A 22,153-nucleotide genomic window follows, 5' to 3' on the forward strand; every position below is an offset into this window, starting at 1 on the left:
CAACCAACGTTGATTCGTTGATTGCCAGTTTTTTTCATGAATTATTATTGGTATACTTGCATGAGAGTCGCTATATTAATATCTTGTCCAATATCCTCGCATTTCCTCCGAATCGCTTATACAAAATAGGTTTTGCTATTTTCGCAATTTCTCGTATAATGAAAAGAAATAGAAATCAGACTGGGGGAACACCATGAATAATCAAAACTACAAACTAATAGATCATCTTAAATTTATCATTCCATCATTACTTGGTATTTTCCTATTTATGACCCCTGTTCCATCCGGGGATGGGATGACGATTCCAATTGCTTTAATGGCAGGTTGGATCCAAGGACTACTTGCAGGCTACTTATCACTTATTATGATGTGGATAATTATTATAACTGCTCTAGGTACAGTTATTGTAAAAATAATTGGTGGTGACAAACTAAATCGTACACCATTTTTCAAACAGCTATTTAACGTTACACCGTTTTGGGCATTTACGCGTGTAGTTGCTGCGGTTTTTGCAGTTATGGTCTACTTTAAATTAGGTTCAGAAGTAATTTATGGTGAAAGCACTGGACAATTGCTTTTAGGTTCTTTACTTCATGTTTTATTTGCCGTGTTTTTATTTGCGGGTTTATTTTTGCCTTTATTGATGAACTATGGCTTGCTGGATTTATTTGGCACATTAATGACTAAAATAATGCGCCCACTATTCCGATTACCGGGACGTTCTTCCATAGACGCACTTGCTTCATGGATTGGTGACGGAACGATTGGAGTACTACTTACTAGTAAACAATATGAGGAAGGCTATTATACCAAGCGTGATGCAGCTGTTATTGCAACTACCTTCTCTGTTGTATCAATTACTTTTACACTCGTCGTAATTGAACAAGTTGGTCTCGGAGACATGTTTATCTCATTTTATTTAACGGTAATTATCGCTGGACTGGTTGCTGCATTCATTATGCCGCGCATTCCACCTTTATCCAAATATGCAAACACCTATATCAATGACGCAGAAGACGATATGGACGAATCTGCTCCTGAAGGACATAATATGTTAACATATGGCTACAAAAAAGCACTTGATCAAGCTAAAAAAGAATCAAGCGTTCTGAAGTTTTTTAAAGAAGGCGGACAAAATATTTTAGACATGTGGATGGGTGTCGCACCAATCGTTATGGCAATTGGTCTAGTAGCCCTAATGATCGCAGAGTACACCCCTACCTTTACATGGTTGGGTATGCCATTCATCCCATTGCTCGAACTGATGAATATTCCATTCGCTCAAGCAGCCTCCGAAACAATTTTGATAGGTTTTGCTGACATGTTCTTACCATCTATTTTAGCAGCATCTATTGAGGCTGAAATGACTCGATTTATTATTGCAGCTTTATCTGTTACACAATTAATTTACATGTCAGAGGTAGGTGGCTTGATACTCGGTACAAAAATCCCTGTATCCTTTGTACAATTATTCATCATTTTCCTACTTCGCACACTCATATGTTTGCCTATCATTACGTTAATTGCACATATGTTATTTTAATCACCTAAAAGCCGCTTCGACAATGTCGAAGCGGCTTTTGTTTTTAACGAAACCTTTGATTCGTTACTTCCTTAATTTTATCTGTGATTAGTGACGTATCTTTAGGGATTTCTGTGTCTATTTCCTCTTCCTCAGAACCCTTGATTACTAATGTTTCATCATAACCCATTTGACGGGCAGTTGCTTTCATGAAATCGTAAAAGCTTTGTTTCTTCTCAGGTCCGACATGATAAACACCTGTTACATTATTAAACACCATTTCCTCGAGAACGTTTGTTAAATCTTCAATGTGTACAAAGGATCGAGTTAAATCATCTCTGAAATCTATCGGTTTAGTTGACCGTAAATGATAAGATAAACGATCTGTCCGATCATCTAATTTTCCTACCGCATTCTCTCCATAAATCGGTCCCGCTCTCAATATGACATAATTAGAAAACTCGTTATCAATTAAACGTTCTGCCTTAACTTTTCCATTTGCATAGTTACTAAAACTATGGTCATCTGGTAAAGTTGATAACGGATCCTCTTCACTATATGGTCCATCACCATGGGAAAATACAAAGTCCGATGAAATGTAAACCAATTTAGTCTGCGGTGTAAGATGTGTTAATAAGTGCATCAGACCTTGATCGGTAAGTTTGTGTTCATTTGGACCACTCATTACAGCCCATACCACAACATCAGGCTTCTCACTTTTAAAAAAATTGGAAAATGATTCTGGTTCATTTACATCTAACTTATATAAATCATCAAATAAAGCTGGTTCCTTCAAGTACGTTCCAACAACATCTGCTTCTGACGCATGCTTTAACTTCTCGTATACGGTTGCCCCTACATATCCACTTGCACCAAATACACATATTTTCATCATACTCACCTTCCTATTCTATTTATTTAGGTGTGAAGGTTCTGGCTGGTTGTGTTTACTCCTTTTGTTGGAATTACGCAATATAGATGTTTTACCCTCAATGATTGGTTGTGAAACTACCTGAATAGGTTTACTTGATAATAATAGTACAATAGCCGCAGCAATTACTGCTAATCCTACTAAATCCATAACGCCATTTACTTCAAATAAATTTGTATCACGGAAAAATTGTACGAAAAATCCATGAAGTAAATAGACATAAAGTGTTTGAGTTCCATACTTTGTAAGCAAATTATTCTTTGTAGGGATCCATGCTAAAACACTCATTGCCATAGCAGCTGAAGTTGCATAAACGAGTAAACGGGCAACAACACCAAATTCTGGTAGGCCTAAATCGATATACGACTTCGAAGCTAGTAACCATCCAGAGTTAAAATCTGGTGCGATAAAAATCGCGATTGCAACAATTGCCATTACTGCTAATGAAGCAAAACGCATACTTTTTCTTTTTAAAAACATCACATGATCTTTTGTTAACCAATACCCGATTAAGAAGAATGGGAAGAATACAAAGGTCCGTGACAGACTAAATGTGTGGCCTATTTCACCAAAGTACCCAACGATTAAACCTATCCCCACTGCTAATGTCATACTTACCAACGGTGGCATTTTCTTGAAAAAATAGAGCAATAGATGCCAGCTAAATAAACTGAATAAAAACCATAATGACCAATGTGGATAGAAGATACCTGTTTGCCAGTCATTATGACCTAGAAAGAGGTAATATCCTGAATATAATAATTGGAAAATCAAATATGGCAACAACAGTTTTTTCGCTAAATTCATGATATATTTTTTATTCCCTAGTCCTTTTGCGAAAAATCCCGCTAAAAAAATAAACGCAGGCATGTGGAAAGTATAGATCCACATATATAATGTGTTAATTCCTTGTGATCCATCCGTAAACGGCTGAATTAAATGACCAAAAACAACTAAAAATATAAGTGCTAACTTCGCATTATCGAAATATGCAGTTCTTTCCATTTATCTCATTCCTTTTATGTTAATATCCTGTGTACCATTACTATACCCGCTTCTTAAAAGAAATACGTAACAATTTAGTAGATTTCATGAGGTTGTTAAAGGAATGTAAATGGAATGAAATAAAGAAACTAGCACGTAATAATTGTAAAAGGCTATATTCCCAAAGATTGTTGCTTTATAAGGGAATAGATATATATTGCGGCGTAACTTCTATCTAAGTTAGATCTGTAGTACTTATAATGAAACAAGTTACTTAGGCAGCCGCAGCCCGTATACACTTCGCGCACCTTAGGGCGGCTGGTGAGCCTCCTTGTGCTAACGCACTGCGTAGTCTCACCGATGCCTGTCCTCCCGCAGGAGTCTACGTGTATACGGGCTGCTAGTATAATTTTTTGCCAATAACAGCATTCATTAGTTAAAAGAAATGACAAAGAATTCTTACGTAAATAGCTTTACCAGTTCAGCATCGTTCCGGGCGGTGACTCCTGCGGGAACAGCACGTGTCCGAAGACCCCGCAGAGTGGTTTTCTCGAGGAGGCTAAGGCCGTGCCCTAAGGTGCGCATCCGCCCGGAGCGATCCTGGACGGCAGCAATAGCACATGTTTTTGGAAATAAACCTAAACTTACGTCGCATTTTATATCAACTATGAAAAATGAAAGCAACAATGTGTACGAAAAGAGCCTTGTAAAAAAAGCCGCTCCTCAATGGAAGCGACTTTTTCTGTACCTATAATGAAGTATCTTTTTCAATTGCCGTTTTATCATGAAACGTTTTTATGTTCAACTTCCCTAATATCCGCGATGATAACGTTCCGGATAAAATGGAGTCATTCACATTAAGCGCTGTGCGCCCCATGTCTATTAAAGCTTCAATGGATATTAAAAGACCCGCTAATGCTACTGGAAGGTTCATAGATGAAAGAACGATTAAAGCCGCGAATGTAGCACCACCACCGACGCCCGCAACTCCAAATGAACTAATACCGATAATTAACACAAGCTGCAAAATGAATCCTGGCGTTAATGGATCGATACCAACTGTTGGCGCAATCATAACTGCCAGCATAGCTGGGTAAATTCCTGCGCAACCATTTTGACCAATTGTTGCACCAAATGATGCTGACATATTTGCTATACCTTGGTCCACACCCAGGGAGTTCTTCTGTGCTTGAATCGTTAGAGGTATCGTTCCTGCACTTGAACGGGATGTAAATGCAAAACTTAATACTGGCAAAACTTTTTTCAGATACATCATTGGGTTTAAACCAAATACACCAACTAGGACTAGATGAATTATGAACATAACGAATAGCGCAACATAGGAAGCGATAACAAATTTACCTAATTCAATGATTCCCCCTATATCTGTGTTCGCCACGGTAGTTGCAATCAATGCAAGAATTCCAAATGGTGTTAACCTGAGAACCATGGTAACGATACGCATAACTACTGCATAAACAGCATTCACGATTCTAGTAAACATTTCTGCATGAACAGGATGTTTTCGACGTACTCCCAGGACGGCAACCCCTACAATTATTGAGAAAATTACTACTGCGATAGTTGATGTAGGTCGGTCTCCAGTCATGTCCAGGAATATATTAGAAGGAATGAATGATAGAATTTTTTCTGGTGTAGATAAATCTTCCACATCTCCAAGCCGTGATTCCAGCAGCGCTCCCCGATCATTCTCTGCCTGGCCCGCTTCAATTTGATTGGCGTTTAAATCGAATAATGCTGCACTTCCAATCCCAACCAAGGCGGCGATCATTGCTGTAGAAACAAGGATTCCAATTATCCATGCAGCCATCTTTCCTAGTTCTGATGATTTTTCGAGATTGATTATCGATTGAATAATCGACACCATAACGAGTGGCACTACAATCATCATTAACAAGCGAATATATCCCCGACCGACTACGTTATACCATTCGGTTGTTTCATTTAAAATATCTGACCCGGTGCCATAAGCAGTTTGAAGAATAGCCCCTAATACAATTCCGAGTCCAAGACCGGCAAAAACGCGCTTGCTGAATGAGAAGTGCTTCTTTTGCATAAAGATTAAAAGGGCGATAATACCTAGTAAAAGTGCGATGTTAAGCAAAACATATACTAAACTCATCGTCATTACCTCCTTTTTCGTAGTTGTTTAATATATGCTTGAAAAAAGTGATTTACACCTTTGGACAAGTTTAATAAAACAAAAAAACGCTAACATATTTTATGTCAGCGTAGGCGTTATCCTATTTTATTGTTGGTTGAAGTTCCATCTCCACATTGCCCTGTAGCGCACGTGAGATCATACAGCTTTTCTCCGCTTTGGTAACTAACTTTTCTACTTTGCTGTAATCCGCTTCGGTCGCGCTTGCTGTCAAACTCACAGATGGCTTATGGATGATTTTTTTATAAGTAAATACCCCATTCGTCACATCCACTATTCCATCAGATTCTAACGACATTTCGTTTAACGGAAGATCTGCTCGTTCAATCATTGCTGCTAAGGTTATTAAATAGCAAGTAGCAGCAGCACCTAAAAGCATTTCATCTGGATTCGTACCAACACCAGGTCCGTCCATTTCTGGTGGGATGGAGATTTTCGTTTTTAAATTTCCCGCTTCTATATATCCTTCACTATTCCTACCGCCTGGCCAGTTTGCTTTAAGTTCAAAAAGATGTTCTGCCATATAATCACCTCTTTCTAAATTTCATTTTACCGCAATTCTTACCAAATATTAAATGAATGACCTGCTTACTACCAATTGATCTGCTACTGTTATGATAAACGGCTACCCATCGCAATTCAGGAAACTTAACGAATTTTAATCATATAATTATGGTATAATAATACTATAATTATATGATTGGAGGGAATATATATAATGCTAATAAAATCATCAACAACACTACGAAATGATTACAATTACATCTCACAGTTAGCTCGTGAAAAAGCAGAGCCAGTTTATATTACAAAAAATGGTGAAGGTGACCTGGTACTCATGGATATAGATACTTTTGAAAGAAGGGAGAAGATTCTTGAGTTAAAAGAAAAGCTTCTTGAAGCAGAAGAACAACGTTTATCAGGAAAAGATACTATCTCACTCGAAAATGCGCATAGGAATCTAAAGGATAAGATTGATGGAAAAATATAATATAGAATTACTTCCAATAGCAAATGATGATCTTCATGATATTTTTGACTTTATATTGCTTGACAACCCAGCTGCTGCAACGAAAATGCTTGAAGCAATTTTTACATCAATAAAACATTTAGAGAACTTTCCTAAAGCAGGTGTTTCACTAACGCAAAATTCTTTAAAACTATACTCTTTTCGAATGATAACAATTAATCCCTATGTTGTATTCTACCGTTTGATTAACGATAAAGTTTATATTTATCGAGTGCTACATGGAGCTAGAAATTATACGGAAATACTGGCAAATAATAACCAAATAAACAATAAAGAATTGTAGAGAAATAAGTAAACTCCATTCACGAAGTCTACTTATTGGTGATCCAATATTTCTTTTAACACGCTTGCTTGGTTATATTTCTCTTCTTTTGAGGCATATAAAAGCGTTACACTTTTTTGATGTTTCTTCGTAATATCTTTTAATTCCTGAAGTGCTTCCTGCTGCTCTCCATTCTGTAACTCTTTCTTATACTTCTGTTTAAAATCATCGTACTTGTCCGGATCGTGGCCAAACCATTTGCGTAAATCTGCTGACGGTCCAGCCTCTTTTATCCAATGGTCAAGCTTGGCATCCTCCTTTGACATTCCTCTCGGCCAAACACGATCAACTAGAACGCGTACTCCATCATTCTGGGATGCCTCTTCATAAATTCGTTTCATCTTTACGGCCATACCGAAATCCCTCCTATTACATCAATACCCGATTTGAATTAAAATAAGCAACCAACACAGAGTTGATTGCTTAAGTATACTTAACCATGTTGAACGACACGGTTTATCACTTGATCCATAGCTTCTTTTAAAGATTCAAGACTTTTTTGGCTTATCTCTTTTGTTTCTTGACACACACCGTAATAGCACTTAATTTTAGGCTCTGTTCCAGAAGGACGTAGACATACCCAACTATTTTTATCCAGGATGAACTTAAGCGCATTTTCTTTTGGAAGATCCATTGTTTCCTGCTCATTACTTTCTCCAAAAATAGTACGCTCACCTGTGGCATAGTCTTCCATCTTCTCCACTCTAAGCCCTGCTACTTCAGTCAATGGATTTTTCCGAACATCTTCCATAATCAATGCAATTTTGTCCGATCCTTCTTTACCTTTAAGCGTTAGCGAGGACATCCCTTCTAAGAAATACCCATGTTTCGCATAAAGGCTATCTAATGCTTCAAGTAGGGTCTTCCCTTGCTCTTTCCAATAGTATGCCATTTCACATGCCATCATGGCAGCTTGTACAGCATCTTTATCTCGTGCAAAGCTGCTAATCAAATAACCGTAGCTTTCTTCAAAACCGAAGATAAACGTCTCACCTGTACTATCAAATTGACGAATCTTTTCACCAATATATTTAAATCCTGTTAACGTGTCGATTGTTTTTGCCCCATAATGGGTAGCGATTGCTCTTCCTAATTCCGTTGTCACAATTGTTTTTAATACACGTGCATTTGATAGCATAGCCTGATCACTGTGTGACAATGAATAGTCTAATAATAAAGCCCCTAACTGATTACCAGTTAATACTTTAAATGATTGATCCGCATCCCTGACAGCAACACCTAATCGATCAGCATCCGGATCCGTTCCAATTAAAATATCAGCATCTACGTTATTTCCTTTTTCAATTGCCATTTTAAATGCTTGATGTTCTTCTGGATTTGGTGATGCAACAGTTGAAAATTCCGGATCTGGCTTGGCTTGTTCCTCAACGATATGAACATGTGGAAATGACAGTTGCGCAAGTCCCCTTAAGACTAAATCGTGGGATGTTCCATGAAGTGGGGTGAAAACGATATCTAATGCTTTATCCTTTTCAAGTTCCGCTTCTCCGAGCTTGGATATTTGTTTCAATTGCTCCAAATAGGCATTGTCTACTTCACTACCAATCCAGGTTAACAAACCTTTATCTTCAAGTTCAGTTTGTTCGATAAAAGGCACAGTCAGTTCGTTTTCAGTTTGTTCAATATAGGAAATAATTTCAGCTGCCTCATCAGGTACAATTTGTCCACCATCTTCATTGTATACTTTAAAGCCATTGTATTCCGGCGGATTATGGCTAGCTGTAATCATTACCCCTGCTACTGCTCCTAAATTACGAACAGCAAATGACAATACTGGTGTTGGGTGAAGCTCGTTGAATACGTATGCTTTTATACCATACGAGCCGAGAACCTTAGCAGTCTCGAGCGCAAACTCCTGCGACATGTAGCGTGAATCGTATGCAACAACCACTCCACGGTCATTCACATTTACGCAATTTACTTTTAAATAATTAGCAAGACCATTAACAGCCTTTCGTATAGTATAAATGTTCATCCGGTTAATACCAGGTCCTAGAACACCGCGCATTCCACCTGTTCCAAATGATAATTCTTTATAAAAAGCATCTTCTAATTTTATTTTATCGTTTTTAATATCCTTTAAATCCTTTTTCAAGGAAGGATCTAAGTTTTGAAAAGAATTCCACTTCTCGTAAGCTGTTTCCCATTTATTCATGTAATATATCCCCCTATTACAACCCTTATTATTCTTCTTCAAAGTTTAGCACATTTTACAATTTAATTCTATTTACCTATGTATCGTTTATTGGTAGGAATAATTGGCAAAAATTATAGAATTCCGCTTCCTATTATATCCATTAACGGGTAGAATGAAAGGAACTATATATTTTCATAAAGAAAGGTGTGATACATTTGCATAAAAAGCGATGGTTCAAGACACTTACATTATTCATCATGATATTTCTATTAATTCTATTAATCTCTGCAACAAACTTTATATTTGATCCAATATTTAAATACATGGGTGCGGTAGCTATTCCGATCATAGGTGCTGGTGTACTCTTTTATTTAACAAAACCAGTTGTCAGGATTTTAGATAAATATAAAGTACACCGCGTATTTTCCATTATTATTGTATTCCTGTTACTCTCTTTACTTATATACCTAAGTGCTACATATATTGCACCAATTGCTCAAAAACAATTCTCCAATCTGATTGATAATGTTCCAGGTATGGTAGAAGGTGCACAAGATTTAATTACATACTGGCAATCTAATCAAGATGCACTGCCTGCAGGTGTTGATGATACGATAAATAACATCACATCAAATTTACAGTCTTATGTCGAAACTGCTACATCATTTTTGTTTGGGTTTATTGGACAATTAATCAGTTTTGTCTTTGCTATTGTACTTGTACCATTCTTTTTATTCTTTATGCTTAAAGATGGTGAAAAATTTGCTCCTTTTATCACCCAAATTTTTTCAGAGAAAAAAGCTGATAATATTAAAAGCCTTCTGCACAAGCTCGATGATGCACTAACGTCGTATATTCAGGGGCAGCTTATTGTTAGTTTTTCAATTGGGGTACTATTGTTTATTGGGTATCTCATCATTGATTTGCCTTATGCACTTACGTTAGCGCTGTTTGGGATGTTAATGTGTGTCATTCCATTTATTGGCCCATTTATATCAGTCATTCCGGCTATAATCGTTGGGTTTTTCCAGGATCCAATGATGGCAGTTTGGGTTGGAATTATTATGATCGTGGCTCAACAAATTGAAGGGAACCTGATTTCACCAAATGTGATGGGGCGTGCATTACAACTGCACCCACTCACCATTATTACAATCATTTTAGCAGCGGGGAGCATTGCTGGATTCTTAGGTATCGTGTTCGCAGTCCCATTCTATGCCGTTGTCAAAACAATCATCGTCCATTTTTACCAAACTTATGTAGAATCACAAGAGAGTAAGAAGGATGCATTGATATAAGAAAAGCGCAAGCGCCCGTTAAGCGACGTATGGACTGGACTGAACCGAAGGAGATAAAGGAAACACGGTGAGCTAAAGCGAACCGATGTTTGACTTATCGTACGGAGGTGAAGGAAGTCCACTAGGCGCTGGGCGCTGGAGCTAGACATATAGAATAAATCCCGCTTAGATCAATCAAAAATCTAAGCGGGTTTTTCTGATCATTTTTTTGAGTTAAATTCATATACCACAGATGTGCCAACCTCATAATAGCCAATTTTTTTATAAATACGATTGGATGTTGGATAATCTGCGTCAGTGTAAAGGCTGCAAAAATTCGCTCCATCCCGCAGTAACTTACTTGTGAACGCTGCAACTGAACTTGTCGCGTACCCTTTTCGTTTATGTTCATCAGGCGTAAAAACAGCATTCACTGTCGCACCGTTCTTTGTGCTTCTTGAACGATTAATCATTGAAACAGGCTTACCATTTACTTTCCAAAAATAAGCAGAACGATTATTTAAAAATTGAGTTGCTAGGTTTTCTGCATCTCCCTTTGTTGTTGCCTCATTTACTTTTCGCCCAAATTGAACGAGCCATTCTGAAATAAGCTGGTAATCATTAGCATGTGCTTCGACTAAATCACCGTCAGTTTGAGGTACAGAATTAACCTCATCCAGCTGATAAATAAGTTGTTTCATATGTACACTAGACAACACATCATTTAATCTTTCCCACTCTTCAACAAATGGTTTTACGAGAGTTTCTGGACCAAGTATTCCTGGAACACCCAAATTATTGTCCCGTAAAAATCCTGCAATCGCTTTTGGGACACCTTCCTCGATTGAATCCACATCTGGGAAAATCCAATTATTTGGAGGTGTTTGCATAAAAGCAAATATAACTTCCCCGTCTTCTTCCACATATCCCAAAAACACGTCTTTGTAAACAGAACGTCCCTCCGCAATCCGATTAAGAAGTCCCAGCATCAAATTATTGCATGCTTCTTTTTTTAATAATAATGGTTCTACTAAATCTGAATACTTTTCTGCATCATTTTCAAAATGAAGATTCATCTTTTTTCCCCCTTTTTTGAGATTGTAATATAGTATACACTACTATTAAGAGGATTTTATCAGAAAAAATCACTAGGGGTGAAAGAATTGAAAACAAAAGATATAGAAGCAAAATTAGTAGAACTAAAGGCAGATTACGCCCGTATTATGGGTGATATGGATAAAGTGGAAGCGGTAGGTCAACGAACCAACATCGAAGAAAAACAACTTGAACGACTAGAAAAAGAAATTTCCGAACTTAACAGGCAGTTAGAGGAATAACACTTTTGCCGGGTGCTTGGCCATGGTGTTTTATCGGGGACTTCTAGCTTTTATCAGGAATTTTGCACGTTTATCAGGATAATTCGAATTTTATCAGGAAATCGTCCGTTTTATCAGGAACTTTATATTTTGGACAAAGTCAAAGGAGACCCGTCAAAAGAGTCTCCTTTTCCTTATTGATTATTATTACGCTTGTTTTCTAGTTTTTCTTTAATTTTTTTTTGTTCCTTATTTGGTGGCGATAAACTCACCACGATATCACCGGCTTCCGGTGTATTTTTCATCTCTTCGGCATAATAATACATTTTACCAGAAGGCTTCAACATGTATAACAAAACAGCCTCATCGTCCCGTTCACTTAGGTAACGGCTATAATTATATTGTGCTGTAATTGTCGTTTGACGGAAAACATAACCACTTTTTATTTTATTGCTGAGATCCTCCATCGAAATTTCTTCTTTAAATAGGATTTTCCCACCAATTTTATCAACAATGTTATTCATATTATCAACCAAGGTATACGGACTTGATTTATATACATTTGTCCTACCATATTCCGGCATAAACGTTGTACAAACTAACGCATTATACGAATGGAACTCAGTCGCTGCAATTAAGTAATCATATGGCGTTGTATCTAAATGATATTCGGTTTGTTCAGAAAGCACTTCCCCATGGTAAAACGGTATTCCGGCCTCGCGTGCTTTTCGAAGACGTTCCCATGAAGAATCAACAATAATTACTGGCGCCTTCACTTTTGTTAATGACTTAGCTAATTCAACTGTAAATTGATTGCTTCCTACAATAAGTGTACCTGGACGTCCCTCCATGGATAGATGGAGTTTTTTGGCCATCCACCGAATAGAAAACCCGTGGGCAACAACGGTGAAAAACACAAGTCCAAACGTGAGCGTTGTTATGATAGAAGCGTCCTCATATCCAGCTTCACTTAGTATGGATGCAAAGTAGCTGGACACGGTTAATGCAACAATTCCACGTGGTGCAATCCAACCCACTAACAATTTTTCATTCAACGACAAATCAGTATTTATAGTTGATAAGAAGATGGATAATGGTCGAACAACAAACATCATCAATAGAACGTATCCGATAATCTCTGGTTGAAAGATTTTTAATAATACTTCTACCTGTAACGACGCAGTCAGCATAATAAAGATTGCTGAAATTAATAGCATAGACATGTTTTCTTTAAAGTGCCTCATATCAGCAACAGAACTAATTCCCATGTTTGCAAGCGTCATACCCATAGCAGTTACCGCAAGTAACCCTGTCTCATGCATGATTTCATCCGCTATAGTGAAACACAAAATAACAACTACAAATACTGCCGGCGACTTCAAATATTCTGGAATATTACCTGTTTCAAACATCCAGCCAATTCCGCGGCCACATGCCCATCCAAGTATTGCTGCAAAAATGGATGCTGCAAAGAATAAGATAAGTTGAGATCCATCTGGGTTATTTGCTGTAAAATATGCAATAATTTCAAATGCAAATACAGCGAGTAATGCACCAATTGGGTCAACAATAATACCTTCCCATTTCAAAATCTTCGCTGGCCGAGGCTTTAATTTGGATTGTCGTAATAAAGGCAAGATTACAGTTGGTCCTGTTACAATAAACAGTCCTCCAATTACAAATGCGACTGTCCATGATAACCCTGCTATATAATGTGCAGTAAGTGATCCTAAAATCCATGCAATAAATGCACCCACTGACGAAATCCGGAAAACCGGCTTCCCTAATCCACGTAATTCTTTAAAGCTTAAGTTCAAACTACCTTCGAATAAAATAATCGCTACTGCGACAGTAATAATTGGGTTATATAAATCTCCAAAGTCTTCCTCAGGATTCATCAAACCAAATATCGGACCAACCAATAGCCCTGCTACAGACATGACAACAATAGCTGGCATACGATAACGCCAGGACAACCATTGAGACCCAATCCCTAAAAGACCGATAAGCATAATTTCAAAAAGAACAGATGGAACCATATCAAACCCCCTCTTGATATCATTATCAAGGTTTTTATATAAAATCATTTTAAATGTGAATAATGCTAATGTAAACAATTTTAATCCGTTTACAAATAAAAGTTTCCATTTATTTATTCACATAACTGTTAAAACTCTTTGTTAAGTTATGTTGACAAGCTATTACAAAAATTGTTAAGATTGTTCTTGCTTTGTGCATGATTCAAAAAGTTTTAGATACGCGGAGTATTTTATCATAAATTATCTGATAATATTGAAAACAATCCTGGGATTGTTCCAATATTTGTAAGCGTTTACGGCTGTCATGCATTTATTAGTCTAACCAGAAGGAGCTATCATCATGAAAAAAGATACATTTATAATTGGATTTATGCTTTTTGCGTTATTCTTTGGTGCTGGTAATTTAATATACCCTCCAACCCTCGGAATTGATTCAGGTACTTCTTATTGGGCAGCTATCGCTGGATTTGTGATTACCGGTGTCGGATTACCAATCCTTGCTGTGACAGCCATTTCTTTTGTCAAAAATGATGCACGGGAATTAGCTGATAAGGTTCATCCATTATTTGGACTTATTTTTACATCAGTTGTTTATTTAGCAATCGGACCATTTTTCGGTATACCACGCGCTGCATCGGTCGCTTTTGAAATGGGTGTAGAACCATTTACAGCAGGCATTTCGTCTACACTTGTTTTATTTATATTTACAACGATCTTCTTTATATTGGTTTATGTAGTCAGTTTAAATCCATCCAAAATGGTGGACCGTATCGGTCAATATTTAACACCAATTCTATTAATTGCAATCATCGCTTTAGCTGTTGGTGGATTTATTCTGTTAGATAGCCCTATGGTAGACCCTATTGAAAAATATGCATCATCACCATTTTTCACTGGCTTTGTTGAAGGATATTTAACCATGGATGCAATCGCTGCCTTGGCATTTGGTATTATCGTTGTAAATGCCTTCAAAGAGCGTGGAATTACAACGCAAAGCGAGCTTGTAAAATCTACAATAAAGGCAGGTATCATTACAGGTACTGGTTTAATTATCGTGTACGGATCCATCGGTTGGATTGGTGCAAAAATGGCGACAATTGGGGATTACAGTAACGGTGGCGACATTCTATCCAGCGCCGCAGAGGTGCTATTCGGTAGCTTCGGTGCATTGTTATTAGGAGTCATTGTAGCCTTGGCATGTTTTACAACGTGCGTCGGATTAATTGTTGCTTGCGGACAGTTTTTCACCAAGATTACACGCTTAAGTTACAATAAGATAATCTTATTGACTACAGTTGTCAGCTATCTTATTGCTAACCAAGGATTAAACACGATCATAAGTTATTCTGTACCGGTGCTCGTTTTTATTTATCCGATCGCAATTGTTTTGATCATATTAACCTTTATACAAAATCTATTTCACGGTGCTCGCCCTGTTTACCAAGGGGCAATTCTTTTTACAGCCGTTACAAGCTTATATGATGGACTACTTGCATTTGGTATGGATTTATCAACGGTTAAGCCATACATGGAAATGTTACCATTTTTCGCACTAGGCCTAGGTTGGATTGTACCAGCTTTAATCGGTGGAATTATTGGCTTAATTGTAAGTAAAGTAGCAAATCCTAGTTACGCTAATTAATTTAGAAAAGCGCAAGCGCCCGTTAAGCGACGTATGGACTGTGCCCACGCAACGTGGGTAGTTCGATGTTGCCACGCAAAGTGGCGTTTTTAATCGAACATTCCTTCCACCAGGAGATAAAGGAAACACGGTGAGCTTAAGCGAACCGATGTTGACTTATCGTACGGAGGTAAAGGAAGTCCACTAGACGCTGGGCGCTGGAGCTAGACAGAAAAAATGTGTCTTTAATTACCAAAACACCGCCTTTCCCAAAAAAGGCGGTGTTTATAGTTTTTGCTATTATTCCCAAATGCATCATGTTTTTTGCTATAATGAACTTAGTGTAACAAGGCTTATTCATGGGTGGTGGCTCACTCCCTTTTTAGAAAGGGGGTGATGCGATATGACGGTTTTCGAAACTATTTTCCTGATGATTTCATTTGGAACTTTAATTGTTGCGATACTGTCAAATCAAAAAAAATAACCACCCTATGAGCCTTGGTTAGCAATTAGGGTGATATTTCACTTCTACTTGTGAGCCGCCCCTTTGAAGGGCTGTTACACTCAGGCTGAATGGTGTTAGCGCACCGTTCAGTCTTTATTATTGTATTAACTTCTATTTATAGTATACCTTATTTTAACTTATTGTTAAACATTTTGCCAACTTTCCATTATCTGAAAGCTGTCTACTCGAGTGAATATGGCTCAAGTTCACAACAACTTCTTCAATTATAAAACTTTATTGTCTCCCAATAGTAGGCTTATGTTTCTTCAATATTTTATGATAGAATTAGTTGTAATGAAGGAGGATCATGATGATCGCTGAAGCAGAAAAAGTCCTACAAACATATTATGGTTTTCCAGCCTTCCGACCAGGCCAAAAAGAAACCATATCAAATATTCTTCAATTAAAAAACACACTAGCTGTTATGCCTACTGGTGGCGGTAAATCAATATGTTACCAAATTCCTGGGTTGACACTCGATGGAGTCGCGATTATTATTTCGCCCCTGATTTCCTTAATGAAGGACCAGGTAGACGCATTGAACTCGCTTGGTATTGCAGCTACATATATAAACAGTTCCTTATCAACAACTGAACAACAGCAACGTCTTCGGGATATTGAAGCACGTCGTTATAAATTTGTCTACGTCGCACCAGAACGTTTTGAGTCATCTTTTTTTGTCCAATTGGTAAAACGGTTGCCCATCGCTTTAGTGGCGTTTGATGAAGCGCATTGTATTTCTCAATGGGGGCATGATTTTAGACCCAGTTATCGCTCAATTGTACCGAATTTGAAAGCTCTGTCGAACATACCCGTATATGTAGCATTGACGGCAACAGCTACAGAGGATGTCATTTCAGATATTCAGACGCTGTTACATGTTGAGGATGATCATGTCATTAATACCGGTTTTGAACGCGATAACCTTGCTTTCCATATCGTGAAGGGAAAAGACAAACCGAGCTATGTCAGATCCTTTCTTTCCGAACGAAAAAATGAATCTGGTATTATTTATACGGCAACGCGTAAGCAAGCAGACACCTTATATGATCAATTGACCACAAAAGGATTTTCCGTTGCAAAATATCATGCTGGTATGTCTGAAGATGATCGTAAAAAAGCCCAGGCCGCGTTTATACAAGATGAGATTCAAGTCATGATTGCAACGAATGCTTTTGGAATGGGCATCGATAAATCCAATGTTAGATATGTCATTCACTATGCAATGCCAATGACAATTGAATCCTACTATCAGGAGGCTGGACGTGCGGGACGAGACGGTGAGCCAAGTGATTGTATCTTGCTTTTTTCCGCACAGGATATTCAGTTACAAAAGTTCTTAATTGAACAGTCTTTCATGGATGATGATGCAAAGCGGGCAGAATATCGTAAGCTCCAGGCCATGATTAACTATTGTCATACCCATAGCTGTTTAACGTCGTTTATATTGGATTATTTTAATGACACTACTGTTAAAAAAACATGTGATCGTTGCAGCAATTGTATGCACCGCACAGATCAAACCGACATGACAAAGGAAGCGCAAATGATACTGTCCTGCGTGAAGCGGATGGGTGAACGATTTGGTGTGAGCATGACTGCAAAGGTCCTTAAAGGATCCAATGATAAAAAAATTAAGGACTTTAAATTAAATTTAATTTCCACGTATGGAATTTTATCCAATTATACAGAAAAAGCCTTAACAGAATGGATCCACTTTTTAATCGCAGAAAAAATACTTGCAACCGAAGAAGGCCGCTACCCTACTTTAAAATTGAATCAAGAATCAGTTGATGTACTAAAAGGAAAGCGAACCGTTTGGATGTATTCAACCGTTATCCCAACTGGGGAAACCGCAGATTACAAAGAAGATCTGTTTGAAGAATTAAGGCAACTGCGTAAACAAATTGCTGATGAAAATGGTGTACCGCCATATGTCTTATTTTCAGATGCGACATTAAAGGATCTTAGTCGTTATTTTCCAGATTCAAAAGATGATATGTTAACAATTAAAGGAATTGGCGAGAAAAAGTACGAACAATATGGTGAAGCATTCTTGGAAGTCCTTCAGGCATGGCGTGAAAGAAATCCGGATGTAAAAATGAAAGTTAGAATTGCTGATAATGCCCCGGCCAAACCTAAGCCGAAAGCAACGTCTGATGAACCTAGTCATCTAGCAAGCTATCAAATGTTCCGATCTGGAAAATCAATAAAAGATATTGCTGTCATTCGCGAAATGTCACAGCAAACGGTTGAAGGGCATATTTTCAAAGCTGCGAAAGAAGGATTTCCACTTGCATGGGAAATCTTTTTCACAGCAGATGAAGAGAGAAAAATCTTGGAAGTACGTAATGAAATCGATGAGCCCAAGTTAAAGCCGTTGAAGGATTTGCTACCAGAAGGGTACAGTTACACGAAAATCAAAGCTGTTTTAGTGAAAAATGAATATATGTGATAGTGAAGATGCACCTCATTAGTTGGGGTGCATTTTTCAATGGATTGGCGGATATACAGTCTGCCAGCAGCACACAATCCAACGAAAAACTAGTAAGAAAAACCGGGCATAGACCGCCCGGTCCTTTTCTGTGCTAGAGAACATCCGTTAGTTTGTATTCCTGGCCATGTATTCCCTTGTAATACTCTGGATACATTTCTCCACCACAATGTTCGCATCTAAACTGAGGCGGATCCGTTGGATCACCGCCATCCATCAAATCAAAATCTCTAACTACATCATAAGGTATTTTTTCTTCCTCATGACACGTTAAACAAACAAAGTTGATTTTCGTTTTCTTTTTCGCTAAGTGGTCGTTCCCCTTTTTCTTTTTCCCTTTTTTGCGGTTTTTGGATTGGTGTGTAATAAGCTATCACCCTTTCTAAGTACTTTCTTGCTTCCTTGGTTAAAGCTACTTTTATTTCTAATTGTCCATTCTCAAGACAGACCTCTCCCTGATACACATAATAATTATTGCAGTGCGGGCATATTAGGGGATCTTTTTGTCCACCAGCGATAACACGTTCTCTCCATGTTTGACGGCGTATTGTTTTCCACACTTTTATGATCCAACGCCGCCTTCCTTCTTGCCACTTACTTAATAGCTTCTTACTTAGACGTTTACTTCTTCTTGAATACATACCATAGTGGCGTATTGTTTTAAATTGGTCATCTGGTATATGACGAATCAAACGACTGATAAAGGCTTCCACCGTCAGCGTTTCATGCTTTTCTTTCCCATCTGTTTTATCGATGTATTTAAAAGTCACCTGTTGTCCATCATATGCCTCGATCCGATTGACTCCAATCGCTGGTCGACGAATATAACGGCCAATGTAACGAAGTTGTTCCTTTATTTTCCCCTTCTGTTTCGGCGCATGCACATAGAAGCCTTCCCCATTTTCGGAAAAAGCCTTTTGCAGTCGTGGTTGTACACGCCTCTTTTCCTGTTTGGTTAAGTTCCTACGGATTAACTTTAATACCACCGTTTGCCATTGCTTTCGAAGCATTTGGAAAGGGATATAATCATAGTCCTTCCATTTTCCTTTTCTCGTTATCCCTCCCATGGTTACCAACATATGGACATGGGGATTAAAATTTACCCTGGAGCCAAATGTGTGTAATCCGGAAATGATACCTGGTGTCACCTTTGCCTTCTTTTGAAAAAAGTTTGTAATTAATTTAGCTGCCTCATCCATTAGCGGTTTCAAAAGATGACGGTGTAAAAGAAATATTTCCCGTAACCCTTCATCGATTGTAAAAATCATGTGCCGATGATTTACCTGTAAAACGTCTTCCGTTAATAATCGGCTCCACTCTTCACTTTCCCCAATAGAACAGGTCGTGCAAAAACGCCCTTTACACCGGAATGCTACTTTATGTACGTCGTTACAGCCCTCGCAAACAAAGAGTTTGAATCCATTTTTCATATCTCCACAGCCTTGAAATTTTTCTACCTCCTTCAGAACGACTGGGCGGATTTTTTCTCTGTGTTTCTTCTTGAATGTTTCCCAATGATTGTAGTTATCAAAAAAGATTCGTTTCAGAATATTTTTCTCCATACATAGAAACTACCACAGTTACCTTTACTGTAGTAGGGGTTAATTTTATACTTTCTTTCCTTTTAAGAAAACGCAAGCGCCTTGGTCAGCCCCGACAAGTTTAAGACGAATCTCTTAGTGATGATTTTTATCACAAAGAGATTTGACTTAAAACCTCGAGGGGCTAGGCGCTGGAGCTAGACAGATTAACGCCAAAGTTTATACTCTTTCTTTCCTTACACAAAAAACACCGCTCCCCCAAAAATCAGGAAGCGGCCCTTCAAAAATATTATTTAATTTCAAATGCCCATGTACCGTTACGGAAAACAGCTTCTGTTGTTCCGTCTTGTAACACACCATCAATATCAAGGTTTTCGGATCCAATCATGAAATCAACATGCGTTAAACTGTCGTTTACACCATGCTTGTCTAGTTCTTCACTATCCATGTCAGCTCCACCTTCTAAATTGGTTGGATATGCTTTTCCAAGTGCAATATGGCAGGATGCATTTTCATCGAATAATGTGTTATAGAATATCAACCCGGACTGTGATACAGGTGATTCATGCGGCACCAATGCAACTTCACCTAGACGTCTTGCACCATCGTCTGTATCCAGTAGATGTTTTAATGTGTCCTCGCCTTGCTCTGCTGTATATTCAACTACTTTTCCATCTTTAAATGTCAACGAGAAATTATCGATTAGACTTCCACCGTAATTTAGTGGCTTCGTGCTTGAAACAGTACCATTAACACCATATTTGTGTGGCATAGAAAAAACTTCTTCTGTTGGCATATTCGGATTGAAGGTAATGCCTTTTGCAGAATCAGCAGATCCACCCTTCCATACATGTCCTTCTGGTAGTTCCAACTCTAGGTCAGTTCCTGGAGCTTTATAAATTAACTTCTTATAGTTTTTCTTATTCATTAGCTCGCGTGCTGTTTTTAATGTTGCGTTGTGCGCATCCCATGCTGCGATTGGATCTTCCTGGTCAACACGAACAATTTTTACAATGGCATCCCAAAGGCTTTCGATTGCATCATCTTTTGATTGGTCTGGAAAAATTTTCTGCGCCCAATCACCTGTTGGAATTGAAATAATTGACCATGTAATCAGGTCATTCATGGTGTATTTGCGGAAATTAGTCATCGCCTGTGCAGCAGCTTTATTTGCTTTTGCAACACGTGAGGAATCAATATCCTTTAACAAGTCTGGGTTTGTCGAACGGATCGACAACACTGCTGCACCATCTTCTGCATACATGTCATGTAATTTCACTCGCCACTCAGGGAAATCCGCAATTACTTCATCTGGAGCATTTTCATATTTTAATAATGTAAGTTCATCATCTACCCAATTAATATGTACATCTTTAGCACCTAATTCATATGCTTTTCGAACTACAATTTTAGTAAAATCTGCTCCTTCAATTGGTGCATTAATCATTAGTGCTTGATTTTTTTGCAAATTCACACCTGTTTTTAATGCAAGTTCTGCATACTTTTCTTTTGTTTTTTGGTTGGTCATCCTATTCCCTCCGTAGAAATCATATATTTCGTGTACCGTTATTATTTCATAAATCACCTGAAATTACCAAGTAATTAAACAAATTATCCAAAAATACTATTACCAATTTCTTCATATTCCTTCGTTTTATAATAGGTGCAACTAATTTACGCAATCTAATGAATGTGTTATACTGTCATCAAGTTACTTTTCGTAATTAATAATAAGAAAAATTCTTAATTTAAATAACGTCAATAATAATATATAAACCATTTAAGAGGTGGTCTACATGGAAGAGTTATGTCCGCGATTTGAAAATGCTATGCAACTTGTCAGCAAACGCTGGGTTGGCTTGATTCTATTCGATCTTTTAGAAGGCAAAAAACGTTTTTCTGAAATGGAAGCAGACTTACCTATTAGCGGAAGATTGCTTTCTGATCGATTAAAAATGTTGGAACAGGAAGATATTGTTGAACGTAACATTTACTCTGAGTTCCCTGTTCGAATCGAATATTCACTGTCTGTAAAAGGGAAAGCACTAGAACCAGTAATTCGTGAAATTCAGCGCTGGGCTGAGGACTGGGTTACGTTAGAAAATCAAACCGAAAAAGAAGTAAAATAAATAATGCGCTGAAAGGCTGTTCAATTTGAATAGCTTTTTTTCATGCGCAATTTTCAACTATATCGCGCGGTAACGCTGCTCTTCTCAATTTGACAGCCTACCGCA

19 protein-coding genes are annotated in these 22,153 nt (G+C 37.9%); 9 read left to right on the plus strand and 10 right to left on the minus strand.

Annotation, left to right across the window (positions count from 1 at the left end):
* The first annotated feature begins 193 nt into the window (after positions 1-193).
* Positions 194-1,543: a YjiH family protein gene (locus LG329_RS08650; RefSeq protein ID WP_404456012.1), complete on the plus strand. Its 1,350-nt coding sequence runs from the start codon at positions 194-196 to the stop codon at positions 1,541-1,543.
* Positions 1,544-1,586: 43 nt separating this feature from the next.
* On the opposite strand, the gene LG329_RS08655 is transcribed toward LG329_RS08650, so the two are convergent.
* The 4 genes from LG329_RS08655 to LG329_RS08670 form a co-directional block, all read right to left on the minus strand.
* On the minus strand, positions 1,587-2,417 hold the full coding sequence (locus LG329_RS08655) for a sugar nucleotide-binding protein (protein WP_404456014.1): 831 nt from the start codon (positions 2,415-2,417) through the stop codon (positions 1,587-1,589).
* A 15-nt stretch (positions 2,418-2,432) separates the two neighbouring features.
* Positions 2,433-3,458, minus strand: coding sequence for an acyltransferase family protein (locus LG329_RS08660; protein WP_404456016.1), 1,026 nt, complete (start codon positions 3,456-3,458; stop codon positions 2,433-2,435).
* Between the two features lie 727 nt (positions 3,459-4,185).
* Positions 4,186-5,580, minus strand: a complete 1,395-nt coding sequence (locus LG329_RS08665) for an L-cystine transporter (RefSeq protein WP_404456019.1) — start codon at positions 5,578-5,580, stop codon at positions 4,186-4,188.
* Positions 5,581-5,701: 121 nt separating this feature from the next.
* Positions 5,702-6,142, minus strand: a complete 441-nt coding sequence (locus LG329_RS08670) for an OsmC family protein (RefSeq protein ID WP_404456022.1) — start codon at positions 6,140-6,142, stop codon at positions 5,702-5,704.
* Between the two features lie 195 nt (positions 6,143-6,337).
* Here LG329_RS08670 and LG329_RS08675 point away from each other — a divergent pair, with 195 nt between their 5' ends.
* Both LG329_RS08675 and LG329_RS08680 read left to right on the plus strand, forming a co-directional pair.
* Entirely contained in the window at positions 6,338-6,607 is a 270-nt protein-coding gene (locus LG329_RS08675; protein WP_404456025.1) for a type II toxin-antitoxin system Phd/YefM family antitoxin, read from the plus strand.
* Complete coding sequence (locus tag LG329_RS08680; protein ID WP_404456028.1) at positions 6,594-6,929, plus strand: type II toxin-antitoxin system RelE/ParE family toxin; 336 nt, start codon at positions 6,594-6,596, stop codon at positions 6,927-6,929. Before LG329_RS08675 ends, LG329_RS08680 begins: the two co-directional genes overlap by 14 nt.
* Before the next feature lie 32 nt (positions 6,930-6,961).
* Here LG329_RS08680 and LG329_RS08685 read toward each other — a convergent pair whose 3' ends face one another.
* Together LG329_RS08685 and LG329_RS08690 are read right to left on the minus strand one after the other, a co-directional pair.
* The gene (locus LG329_RS08685) at positions 6,962-7,321 is read right to left on the minus strand and encodes a DUF488 domain-containing protein (protein WP_404456031.1); all 360 of its coding nucleotides are present in this window, start codon (positions 7,319-7,321) and stop codon (positions 6,962-6,964) included.
* Between the two features lie 80 nt (positions 7,322-7,401).
* Positions 7,402-9,144 (minus strand): phospho-sugar mutase, encoded by a 1,743-nt coding sequence (locus LG329_RS08690; RefSeq protein WP_404456033.1) that lies wholly within the window; start codon positions 9,142-9,144, stop codon positions 7,402-7,404.
* Positions 9,145-9,332: 188 nt separating this feature from the next.
* On the opposite strand from LG329_RS08690, the gene LG329_RS08695 reads away from it, so the two are divergent.
* Positions 9,333-10,424 carry an AI-2E family transporter gene (locus LG329_RS08695; RefSeq protein WP_404456036.1) on the plus strand — a complete coding sequence of 364 codons (1,092 nt, stop codon included), beginning with the start codon at positions 9,333-9,335 and terminating at the stop codon, positions 10,422-10,424.
* A gap of 200 nt (positions 10,425-10,624) precedes the next feature.
* Here the strand turns inward: LG329_RS08695 and LG329_RS08700 are convergent, their stop codons facing one another.
* The gene (locus LG329_RS08700; RefSeq protein ID WP_404456039.1) at positions 10,625-11,479 is read right to left on the minus strand and encodes a GNAT family N-acetyltransferase; all 855 of its coding nucleotides are present in this window, start codon (positions 11,477-11,479) and stop codon (positions 10,625-10,627) included.
* A gap of 87 nt (positions 11,480-11,566) precedes the next feature.
* On the opposite strand from LG329_RS08700, the gene LG329_RS08705 reads away from it, so the two are divergent.
* Positions 11,567-11,740: an SE1832 family protein gene (locus LG329_RS08705; protein WP_404456042.1), complete on the plus strand. Its 174-nt coding sequence runs from the start codon at positions 11,567-11,569 to the stop codon at positions 11,738-11,740.
* A gap of 173 nt (positions 11,741-11,913) precedes the next feature.
* Here LG329_RS08705 and LG329_RS08710 read toward each other — a convergent pair whose 3' ends face one another.
* Positions 11,914-13,758, minus strand: a complete 1,845-nt coding sequence (locus LG329_RS08710) for a cation:proton antiporter (protein ID WP_404456044.1) — start codon at positions 13,756-13,758, stop codon at positions 11,914-11,916.
* A 340-nt stretch (positions 13,759-14,098) separates the two neighbouring features.
* Between LG329_RS08710 and brnQ the strand changes: the two genes are divergently transcribed.
* The 3 genes from brnQ (at position 14,099) to recQ (ending at position 18,339) form a co-directional block, all read left to right on the plus strand.
* The gene (gene brnQ, locus LG329_RS08715; RefSeq protein WP_404456046.1) at positions 14,099-15,400 is read left to right on the plus strand and encodes a branched-chain amino acid transport system II carrier protein; all 1,302 of its coding nucleotides are present in this window, start codon (positions 14,099-14,101) and stop codon (positions 15,398-15,400) included.
* 409 nt (positions 15,401-15,809) lie between these two features.
* Positions 15,810-15,863 (plus strand): putative holin-like toxin, encoded by a 54-nt coding sequence (locus tag LG329_RS08720; protein WP_382390841.1) that lies wholly within the window; start codon positions 15,810-15,812, stop codon positions 15,861-15,863.
* Between the two features lie 331 nt (positions 15,864-16,194).
* Positions 16,195-18,339 (plus strand): DNA helicase RecQ, encoded by a 2,145-nt coding sequence (gene recQ, locus LG329_RS08725; protein ID WP_404456048.1) that lies wholly within the window; start codon positions 16,195-16,197, stop codon positions 18,337-18,339.
* Between the two features lie 299 nt (positions 18,340-18,638).
* Here recQ and LG329_RS08730 read toward each other — a convergent pair whose 3' ends face one another.
* Positions 18,639-19,940: a transposase gene (locus tag LG329_RS08730; protein WP_404451027.1), complete on the minus strand. Its 1,302-nt coding sequence runs from the start codon at positions 19,938-19,940 to the stop codon at positions 18,639-18,641.
* A gap of 268 nt (positions 19,941-20,208) precedes the next feature.
* Entirely contained in the window at positions 20,209-21,447 is a 1,239-nt protein-coding gene (locus LG329_RS08735; RefSeq protein ID WP_404456051.1) for an aminopeptidase, read from the minus strand.
* A gap of 268 nt (positions 21,448-21,715) precedes the next feature.
* Between LG329_RS08735 and LG329_RS08740 the strand changes: the two genes are divergently transcribed.
* Positions 21,716-22,048, plus strand: a complete 333-nt coding sequence (locus LG329_RS08740) for a winged helix-turn-helix transcriptional regulator (RefSeq protein ID WP_404456054.1) — start codon at positions 21,716-21,718, stop codon at positions 22,046-22,048.
* Positions 22,049-22,153: the final 105 nt, after the last annotated feature.

Origin of the sequence: Virgibacillus necropolis (genome assembly GCF_044793635.1) — a bacterium.
Classification (GTDB): Bacteria; Bacillota; Bacilli; order Bacillales; family Amphibacillaceae; genus Virgibacillus_F; species Virgibacillus_F necropolis_A.